The organism is Tissierella carlieri (assembly GCF_018917285.1).
Taxonomy (GTDB): Bacteria; Bacillota; Clostridia; order Tissierellales; family Tissierellaceae; genus Tissierella; species Tissierella carlieri.
The window spans coordinates 1-9,193 of the sequence record NZ_JAHLOH010000014.1 but is presented as its reverse complement, the minus strand read 5'-3'; the positions used below and the strand labels follow the sequence as shown (position 1 = coordinate 9,193).

Genomic DNA, 9,193 nt, shown 5'->3' with positions numbered 1-9,193 from the left:
CGAACAAAGGTACCAAAAAAGATTAGGATGCTTAACTCCGATTGAATATCGAAATCAAGCATCCAATTGTGCATGAATTTTTAATTAAATTACCTGTCTACTTGACAAAGGTCAGTTCATACTGGCTCTTTTTCTTATTGTTTATATTTATAAAATATCTATTAAATCATAAAAACTGTATACCCTATTCCTTTGCTTATCATCTCCATATATCTTGCCACTTTCAGCTAAATCTGTTACATATCTTCTTGCTGTGTTGTAGCTTACACCTATTACTTCTTGCATTTTCTTTATTGTAAATATAGGTTTATTGAATATAAATAAAACTGCATCATCAGATATACTTTTTTCTTTAGCTATAGACATCATCTCGATATACAGACTTTCTATAGATAACAGCTTTTCTATATATTTATCTGCTTGCTTTATTGCTGAATTTAGGAAAAATATTATCCACTCTTTCCATCTGGGTTTTTCTAATCTTAGTCCATTTAATAAAGCATAGTATTTATATTTGCTTTTTTCTAATTCTTCGCTTACAAAAAACGATGGATACGATATAATGCCTTTATCTAACAAGTAAATTATTATTAATATTCTTCCTAATCTTCCATTCCCATCCAAGAAAGGATGTATTGTTTCAAATTGACCGTGGATTATAGCTGCTCTTGAAATATATCCAAAATCATCTTCGTATTCATCATTTATATACTTTTCTAAATTTGACATATATTTCTCTACCAAAGTTGCTTCTGGAGGAATATATGTTGCGTCTTCTTTTCTGTCTGTTGGCCCTATAAAATTTTGGACTTTTCTATATGAACCTGGGCTTCTGCTTTGTCCTCTACTATCTTTTAATATAGTTTCATGTAACTTATAAAACATTCTTGTAGAAATAGGTATTTGTTTTAACAAGTCTTGTGCTTTTGTTAGCGCATCAAAATAATTGAGTACTTCAGTTATATCTTTATTTGTATTTCCAGTTACTTCTGATTCTATAACTTCACTAAAACTTGCTTGAGTACCTTCTATTTTAGTAGATTGCACTGATTCATTCATAGAAAATAGCATAAGTAATTCTTTTTTTATTACTGATCTCTCTAATATCGAATTGAATTTTTCAACTTTAGCTCTAGCTTCTCCTTCTAATTTAAGTATTTCTATGGTGTCGGAATTATCTAAACTTATCGGTAAAAAATTAGGCTCAAATGGTTTCTTCATAATATAACCTCCTATAATATATTATACTATCTAATTGCATTTATTTCAATATATATATTTTTTTGAAATAACCATGAGATTTATTATATTATATTTCATATTTAATTATATTATGAACTTAATTATTTCGTTTTAGTCAATAAATCCTCTATATTTTACTATCTTTTTGTTTTCCTTCTTTATTCCATCATATATGATCCATATATTCCTTTACCTAATCATAAGTTCCAACAACAATAATTTTTCTATGTTTTCCACGATAGGGAAAAGTTATATATATTACAAAAGATGAGACAATGAATGATAAATATTACCTAGTTTATATATTAAAATCCTGATAAGAATTTAATTTTTATTGCCAGTGAATTAAATTATGATGAAAATGAATTAATCTTCATTTAGTAAATATTTATGAAATAAAAGGAGGGGTAAAATTCAATATGGTATAAAAAAACACCTAGAATAATTCAGGCATTTAGAATGAGTTAAAAGAATAATCAAAAGAATAATCTTTTTTATTATTTAATGCATTAATTTTTCAGAAGGGTTAAAAAAGGGTTAAATCTAATTTTGGAAAACCCTCAAAACCCTTCCACTCATTGTATTTGGCACACCAGAGAGGACTCGAACCCCCAACACTCTGATCCGAAGTCAGATGCTCTATCCATTGAGCTACTGGTGCATATTTAATATTACGTATAAAAAAAATTGGCTCATGCCAATTTTTATGTATGGTGCGGGAAAGAGGACTTGAACCCCCACGTCAATGACACTAGATCCTAAGTCTAGCGCGTCTGCCAGTTCCGCCACTCCCGCATATGCCCTTTATAAGGCATTAGTGGTGATCCATCCGCGACTCGAACGCGGGACACCCTGATTAAAAGTCAGGTGCTCTACCGACTGAGCTAATGGATCATGATAAATTGTTTTGCTAGCAAAATTAGTTTTATTACTTCGATGTTAAATATGGGGTGGATGATGGGATTCGAACCCACGACCTCCAGAGCCACAATCTGGCGCCATAACCAACTAGGCCACACCCACCATATTTTAAATTATTAAGCTGGCGCACCTAGGAGGATTCGAACCCCCGGCACACGGATTAGAAGTCCGTTGCTCTATCCTACTGAGCTATAGGTGCTCTCACAGTTGGAGCGGGTAAAGGGGATCGAACCCTCGCAGCTGGCTTGGGAAGCCAGTGCTCTACCACTGAGCTATACCCGCATAGTTCGATACTCAGTGATCACTTAATCTTTTATTCGCTAACAATTTAAAATTATAGCAGGTTCTAAATACAAAGTCAATAGCATATTATTAATTTATTTCAATTATTTTTGTTTCTATTGTATTTCCAATGTTTATGATGCCAAAAGTTTTTATTTTTGTAGCATTTCTAGGCAAGGAAGGGCTTCCTGGATTCATTATAATCATGTTTCCTATCTTCTCTATAATAGGTACATGTATATGACCAAATAACACTATATCAGCTCCTAATTCCAAGCCTTTATAATATAAGTTTGCTATTCCATTCTGCACATTATATTTATGTCCATGGGTCAGAAAAATTTTCTTTCCTTTAATCTCCACTAACTCATCTTCATTATATTCAGTATGAAGATAATCTCCATTACCCTTTACTATTATAGTTTCAAATCCTAGTGCTTTAGATATTGCAACACCATCAGTTACATAATCTCCAAGGTGAAATAAAATATCCGGTTTTTCTATCTCTGATAACTTTTCGATAATGCCCTTATTATTTCCATGGGTGTCACTAACTACTGCTATTCTCATATTAATCTACCTCTAATATATTCTTTAGAGCTTCCTTTAGATTTTCTAATGCTTTTGCTCTATGGCTTATTTTATTTTTTATTTCTTCTCCTAATTCTCCAAAGGTTTTGTCATATCCATCTGGAGTAAATAAAGGATCATATCCAAATCCATTTTTACCTTTTGGCTCAAATCCCACCTTACCCTTACATTCTCCATAAACTATTGCGCTCTCCTTATCCTCAGTAATTAATACTATAACTGTTTTAAATTTAGCATTTCTCTCCTTCAAAGGTATATCCTGCAACTCTTCCAATAGTTTATTATTATTTTTCTTATCATTTCCTTCTTCACCTGCATATCTTGAAGAATAAACTCCGGGTTCTCCATTTAATTTATCTACGAATAATCCTGAATCATCTGCTAAAACCATATAATCTAGCCTTTCAGCTAAAGCCTTAGCCTTTTTTAAACTATTTTCTTCTAAGGTTTCCCCATCTTCTATCACTTCTAAATCACCTAATCCTACATCTTTTTTAGAAACTACTTCTATTGATAAACCCTCAAGTATATTTTTTATTTCTTCTACTTTATGTTGATTGCCTGTTGATACTACAAGTTTTCTTTTTTCCATATTAATTATATACTCCTTTATTTTTCTAATCTTGTACTCTGTTATTATATTTTATCAAATATAGAATTTTTTATCTATAAATAAAAAAAGAAAAGGGGAGCATATTAGCTCGCCCCTACGATAATATTTAAACTTGTTAATTGTTCTTTGTTAACTGTTAATTCAAATTAATATTCATTTGCAAAAACTGGAATTGTAGTATTTATTGTTTCTCCATCTATAAGTAACTCAACGGTCTCAATTTCTTCAAATTGACTTAGTGTTAGACCTATATTTTTTACTATATCACTAAAGGTTTTATCTTCTGATGAATCCGAGTAACTCTCATAGGATATATCTACATATGCAGTACCATCTTTTACTTCTACTCCATGAAGCATAACATCTCTTGGGATATCTGAAAATAGTCCAATATCTTGTGGTGGCCCTTCAAATAAAATATCCAATGCAGAATATACATTTGCTACTGGTGCTAAAGTAGGTATCGTTACTGGTACAAAATATTCAAATTCTTCATTATTCATTCCTTTATAATAAACGACTACTTTAGAACGACCATCTTCTAATTTGCCAACTAAATTAATATTTTCTCTTGCTAGGGGCTTACTAATATCTCCTCCATAGTTTAAAGAAGGTAATGCTTTTCCACCGACTAGTATTTGAACCTCTTTAATAGCTGGAAACTCTGTCAGTGTATATACTACACCTTTAATAAAACTTTCTTCTTCCTTTTCTGATTGATTACTTAAAACATTCTCAGAAAAATCAACCTTACACAGACCAGTTTCATCATTTATAGACATCCCTAAAATCTCTGTACCTGCCGGTATAACTGGTAACAGACCAGTAGGTTTCAAAGTTTCTCTAAGTTCCGCACTGTCTATCATATTATTAAGTGTTACTCTCGCAATTCCTTCCTCCCAAGGAATTTTTCGCATTACAGGAACTAAATATCCATCTGCATCTCTAAAATACATAACTGTCTTTCTTACGCCTTCTTCTTCAGCTACGACTACTTCTTCTTCATCAGATCTAATGATTTGTATTTCGTCATCCTTAGCTGATAACCTGTCATTAATAAGGTTTTTTCCAATACTTAATACCGTTAGACCCAAGACTATTATTAGTCCAAATAATATTATTCTCCTATTTACCATCATCAACCCTCCTAGATTATACTATTACATTATATTAGAAGAGTTGTCAGACTATGATTAATTTATCTCTTACTTTTTATTAGATGCAAAATACCCACCACTAATAGGATTTATATTATTTACAGTAATAAATGCATTTTTATCGTATTCATATACTATTTTCTTTAAATTAGTCAAATCTTTACGGTTTATTGCTACATTTAATATTTCTTTACTTCCTTCTAATCCTTGACCTATTATAACTGTTACTCCAAATCCATTTTCTCTAAGAATTTTAATTAATTCCTTATTATCTGATGTTTTTAAAATAATCTGAGTTGCCAAATTTCCCAAAGCGATTTTATTTTCTATTGTAATTCCTAAATAATTTCCACAGGCAAATCCCAATGCATAGGATAAAAGATTTAAAGGGTTATCTAAGCTACTAACTACTTTACTCAATGCTGTTACATAAATGCTTACCTCAAAAAAGCCAATTAATGCAGCTTGTAACCTTCTTCCCTGTACTACCATAAGTGTCCTAATAGTGGCTAAAGATACATCTGCCACCCTTGCAAAGAAAATAAATAAATATCCGTATAATAACTCCATAATTCTCTCCTCCCTAAAAATAAATAAGCAAGGTTACCCTTGCCTATTATATTAATACATTTCAAAATATTTTTCTATTCCTTTTATTATGGCATTAACTATTTTATATTGATACTCTTCAGTGAATAAAAGGTTTTCTTCAGCCGAATTAGATAAAAATCCTGTTTCTACTAAGACTGCAGGCATTTTAGTTTCCCTAAGAACTACTAGATTAGGTCTTTGAATTATACCCTTATCTACTGCTCCTGTAGCCTTTAATAGCTCGTCCATTATGATTTTAGCAAATGGATGCTGATCTATTTCTTTTTTCTCTGACTGAGTTGCTGGACAATATAATACTTGAATTCCTGCAATAGACTTATTATCATGAGAATTTCCATGTATACTTACAAAAACATCTGCATAGTTATCATTTGCTATTCTAGCTCTTTCATATAAATCAATAAATTCATCTGTATCTCTAGTCATTATTGTATTATATCCTTGAGCTTTGAGTGCATCATTGAGTTTCAGTGAAACACTAAGATTTAAATCCTTTTCTCTCCTTTTGTTTATAGATGTAGCTCCTGGATCTTTACCTCCGTGTCCAGCATCTATAACAATAAGCCTGTCAGAAGTTTTTACATTTTCATCCTTCATTATCATCAAAGAAACTTTACTGTCTGACTCTCTGGAAAGTAGAACATATTCTATACTCTTTCTAAATTTAATGAAAACTCTAGTCTCTATTTCATCTTTGACAACTTGAATTTCATCTATCAATCCATCTTTTATAGATACTATCCCTTCATTTAATTCTACATTATCTGTCGGGATCGTTACTTGTATCCATTTGTTTCCAGTTTCATAGTTTACGGAGTAATCTGTTTCCACAAGATTGTTAATAGTGAAAATTTTATTATCACCTTCTGAAGTATAAGAAATGTTTTCCCAGAAAGATTTTTCAGGATAAATTACTATCTTATCTCCATAGGTATCCACTTTTACATTAGGGTCTGATATTCCATCTTTTACGTCTAAGACTATTCTAACAATTTGATCCATAGGGCTATAGTTATTATCAACATTAAACTGTGATACTCTAACTCCTTTTACAAATCCTAAATCATAATCATAGTTATAGTAAGTACTTCCTTCTAAAACAGAATCCATTAAATCTATTACTACTCTTTCTGGATTTTTAAGTTTCATGAAATTAACCTTAACCTCAGATGTACCATGGATTACAATAGCTTCTTTACCATCAATTAATTCTTTTGTAATTGATTTTACCTTATTACCAAAAGATATTGCCATGTCTTTTCCATCATTTGTTAGTAAAACATTATGTTCTACTATCTGATTTAATGTTACCACTATTCTAGTAATATTAGGCTCTTTAGAAAACTGTGAGTATTGAATTTTTTCAATAATACTATCTTTTACATCTATTGTTCCTTCAGCATCTTTAGTATTTTCCAATGATAATTTAGAATCTTTGATATCAATAATCAGCTTATTGGAATCTTGCAAAAACATAGTTTCATAATCAATACTTTTGCTGCTATTTATAATCAGTTTATTTTTATCTGTACTTCCCTTTCCCACTGAAATACTACTGATTATACTTGACCCATCTTGCGGAACTTCTGGCTTAGTATCTTGTTTAGAGTTAATGTAAGGGGCATTTTTTGCACTATCCCAGCCAACTTCGTAACCGAAGATTTCTGTAACAAACTTCAGCGGAACCATGGTTCTTCCGCTATTACCACCTAAACTTGCTATTCTTGGAATAGCATATTGATCTAAAATCCTCTTTTCACCATTTATTATAGCTACATTGCTATCTATAGTGAATTTTCCTTCCTTGTTTCCATAGGCCACTGTAGCAGTTTTAGTTTTTTGATCCCAACTAACTTCTGCCCCATAGCTTTCTGATACAAATCTAATAGGTACTAGTGTCCTATTGGTATGAACAAAGGAGGGAAACTCAGTATTTATTGCTTGTCCGTCCATAATGATGGGTACCTGTGTTACAGAAACTTTAGCACCGTTCATACTTACTTGAATTGTCTTGTTACTGGCTGCATGTCCTATTTGACTAAATAAAAATAATAGTACAAACAAAGACAGCATTATCTTCCACTTTTTCATTTATCTACCTCCTTATGTCCTTCCACCCTTAATAAAGTTTGTCTATTTTATTTATATCATTTAGTCAATTATTATGTCAACGAATTACGAATTTTGTAACCATAATGTAATATTACTTATGAAGTGATAAAGCCTTATATAACTCATCAGCTTCTGGCGGCTCTATACTGCTTATCTCCCCATTTTTATTTAGTATAATACCTTCTTCTATTATCTTACCTATAGCTGTAACTTTAATTCCAACCTTATTTAATTCTTCATTGATTGTTGAAACCTTCTCATCCTCTGCTATAATCAGCATAGAACCGCTAGATATTAATCTATAAGGATCTATGCCTATAATATCTGTAATCTCCCTTGTTACATCTTTAATTGGTATAGATTCTTCCAAAACTTCTATTCCTTTTCCAGTAGCCTTAGAAGCCTCCCAAACCGCCCCTAAAACTCCTCCTTCAGTAATATCATGCATATATCTGACGCCAATTTCTCCACAAATTATACCTTCTTTAACTACACTAAGCATGCTATCCATATTTTGCGCTACATCAAGTTTGTTTTTGCCTATTTTATCAATCAATTGCTCTTCTAATTCCTTTGCGATTATAGATGTTCCTTCTATCCCAACATATTTAGTAATTAATACCTTATCTCCAACTTTTATTTCCTTTGAGTTTGGTAGTTTTTCCTTAGATTGCTTCCCTATAACAGTTGTACTTATTACTATCCTATTTACTGCATCTGTAATTTCCGTATGTCCACCTACGATTTCCACATTTATTTCCTTTGCTACTTCTCCCGCTTCCCTCATTATATTTTCTATATCTTTCTCTGTAGTATTGGGTGGCGCCAATATAGTCATTAGTACCGCCATAGGCTCTGCACCGCTAGTTGATACATCATTACAAGAAATATGTACAGCTAATCTCCCAATATCCTTAGTTGCCCCTGTAATAGGATCTGTACTCATTACACATAAATTATTTCCAAAATCAATAATAGCATTATCTTCTCCTACTGCCGCCCTTACTAATACTTCTTCTCTTTTATTTTTTATATTTGATAAAACTATTTTTTCCAAAACATCATTAGGTAATTTTCCTATTTCCATTTTGCTACCTCCCATAATGCTTTTCTATATTTTGACTAATTATATTGTACCATATGTATAACACTTTTAATACATTTTCGATACACTTTTAAAATACATTTTTAAAATACATTCTAATCATATTTAAATTTATTTTGGAAAGAATAAAGATAATTAATAAAGAACAGAGAACAATTAAAAGTAAAAAATATTATAGAGTCATTGGTTTTAATATTTTAATTGTTAATTGTTAATTGTTCACTGTAAATTGACTGAAAGGGAGGGTTTAGCTTTGATGATACCTTGTTCTGAAAAATGTGTGTATGAAGAAGATGGATTATGTGCTTTAAAATCAGTTACTCCTCCATCTAATACTCCTACTAAAGATTGCCCTTATTTTACTAAAAAGGAAAAGAAAGACGATTCATAAACTCTCCAGAATCAAAATCTAAAAGCACTAAAAGTTAGAATCAATAACTGAACCGACCCCCAAAAGTTAGACCTAAGAATCTAACTGATGGGAGGTCGGTTTTTAAATGGCAAAATATAGTTATGAATTTAAGATGAAAGTTGTACAAGAATATTTAGCTGGAAAGG

8 protein-coding genes and 6 tRNA genes are annotated in these 9,193 nt (G+C 31.2%); 1 reads left to right on the top strand and 13 read right to left on the bottom strand.

Annotation, left to right across the window (positions count from 1 at the left end; all coding sequences use genetic code 11):
* Window positions 1-147: 147 nt before the first annotated feature.
* The 13 genes from KQI38_RS02465 to KQI38_RS02405 all read right to left on the bottom strand — a co-directional run bounded on the left by KQI38_RS02465 (window position 148) and on the right by KQI38_RS02405 (window position 8,617).
* Entirely contained in the window at window positions 148-1,221 is a 1,074-nt protein-coding gene (locus KQI38_RS02465) for a Fic family protein (RefSeq protein ID WP_216555192.1), read from the bottom strand.
* A 606-nt stretch (window positions 1,222-1,827) separates the two neighbouring features.
* A tRNA-Arg gene (locus KQI38_RS02460) sits at window positions 1,828-1,903 on the bottom strand.
* A gap of 50 nt (window positions 1,904-1,953) precedes the next feature.
* Window positions 1,954-2,037: transfer RNA gene (locus KQI38_RS02455), tRNA-Leu, on the bottom strand.
* Between the two features lie 23 nt (window positions 2,038-2,060).
* A tRNA-Lys gene (locus tag KQI38_RS02450) sits at window positions 2,061-2,136 on the bottom strand.
* A 52-nt stretch (window positions 2,137-2,188) separates the two neighbouring features.
* Window positions 2,189-2,265 (bottom strand) — tRNA-His (locus tag KQI38_RS02445).
* A gap of 20 nt (window positions 2,266-2,285) precedes the next feature.
* A tRNA-Arg gene (locus KQI38_RS02440) sits at window positions 2,286-2,362 on the bottom strand.
* A gap of 9 nt (window positions 2,363-2,371) precedes the next feature.
* A tRNA-Gly gene (locus tag KQI38_RS02435) sits at window positions 2,372-2,445 on the bottom strand.
* Between the two features lie 90 nt (window positions 2,446-2,535).
* Entirely contained in the window at window positions 2,536-3,015 is a 480-nt protein-coding gene (locus KQI38_RS02430) for a metallophosphoesterase (protein ID WP_216555183.1), read from the bottom strand.
* A gap of 1 nt (window position 3,016) precedes the next feature.
* Window positions 3,017-3,628, bottom strand: coding sequence for an XTP/dITP diphosphatase (locus tag KQI38_RS02425; RefSeq protein WP_216555181.1), 612 nt, complete (start codon window positions 3,626-3,628; stop codon window positions 3,017-3,019).
* A gap of 167 nt (window positions 3,629-3,795) precedes the next feature.
* Window positions 3,796-4,785: a GerMN domain-containing protein gene (locus KQI38_RS02420; RefSeq protein WP_216555179.1), complete on the bottom strand. Its 990-nt coding sequence runs from the start codon at window positions 4,783-4,785 to the stop codon at window positions 3,796-3,798.
* Window positions 4,786-4,854: 69 nt separating this feature from the next.
* Window positions 4,855-5,376: a DUF2179 domain-containing protein gene (locus KQI38_RS02415; protein WP_216555170.1), complete on the bottom strand. Its 522-nt coding sequence runs from the start codon at window positions 5,374-5,376 to the stop codon at window positions 4,855-4,857.
* A gap of 51 nt (window positions 5,377-5,427) precedes the next feature.
* Window positions 5,428-7,509, bottom strand: a complete 2,082-nt coding sequence (locus tag KQI38_RS02410) for an N-acetylmuramoyl-L-alanine amidase family protein (protein ID WP_216555164.1) — start codon at window positions 7,507-7,509, stop codon at window positions 5,428-5,430.
* Between the two features lie 112 nt (window positions 7,510-7,621).
* Window positions 7,622-8,617, bottom strand: coding sequence for an AIR synthase family protein (locus KQI38_RS02405; RefSeq protein ID WP_216555162.1), 996 nt, complete (start codon window positions 8,615-8,617; stop codon window positions 7,622-7,624).
* Between the two features lie 271 nt (window positions 8,618-8,888).
* Between KQI38_RS02405 and KQI38_RS02400 the strand changes: the two genes are divergently transcribed.
* Window positions 8,889-9,026 carry a hypothetical protein gene (locus KQI38_RS02400; protein ID WP_216555160.1) on the top strand — a complete coding sequence of 46 codons (138 nt, stop codon included), beginning with the start codon at window positions 8,889-8,891 and terminating at the stop codon, window positions 9,024-9,026.
* The last annotated feature ends 167 nt before the right edge of the window (window positions 9,027-9,193 follow it).

Coding starts and splice junctions, on each gene's coding strand:
- KQI38_RS02415 (WP_216555170.1), bottom strand. CDS start 5,376: ATGGAGTTATTATACGGATATTTATTTATTTTCTTTGCAAGGGTGGCA.
- KQI38_RS02430 (WP_216555183.1), bottom strand. CDS start 3,015: ATGAGAATAGCAGTAGTTAGTGACACCCATGGAAATAATAAGGGCATT.
- KQI38_RS02465 (WP_216555192.1), bottom strand. CDS start 1,221: ATGAAGAAACCATTTGAGCCTAATTTTTTACCGATAAGTTTAGATAAT.
- KQI38_RS02405 (WP_216555162.1), bottom strand. CDS start 8,617: ATGGAAATAGGAAAATTACCTAATGATGTTTTGGAAAAAATAGTTTTA.
- KQI38_RS02420 (WP_216555179.1), bottom strand. CDS start 4,785: ATGGTAAATAGGAGAATAATATTATTTGGACTAATAATAGTCTTGGGT.
- KQI38_RS02410 (WP_216555164.1), bottom strand. CDS start 7,509: ATGAAAAAGTGGAAGATAATGCTGTCTTTGTTTGTACTATTATTTTTA.
- KQI38_RS02425 (WP_216555181.1), bottom strand. CDS start 3,628: ATGGAAAAAAGAAAACTTGTAGTATCAACAGGCAATCAACATAAAGTA.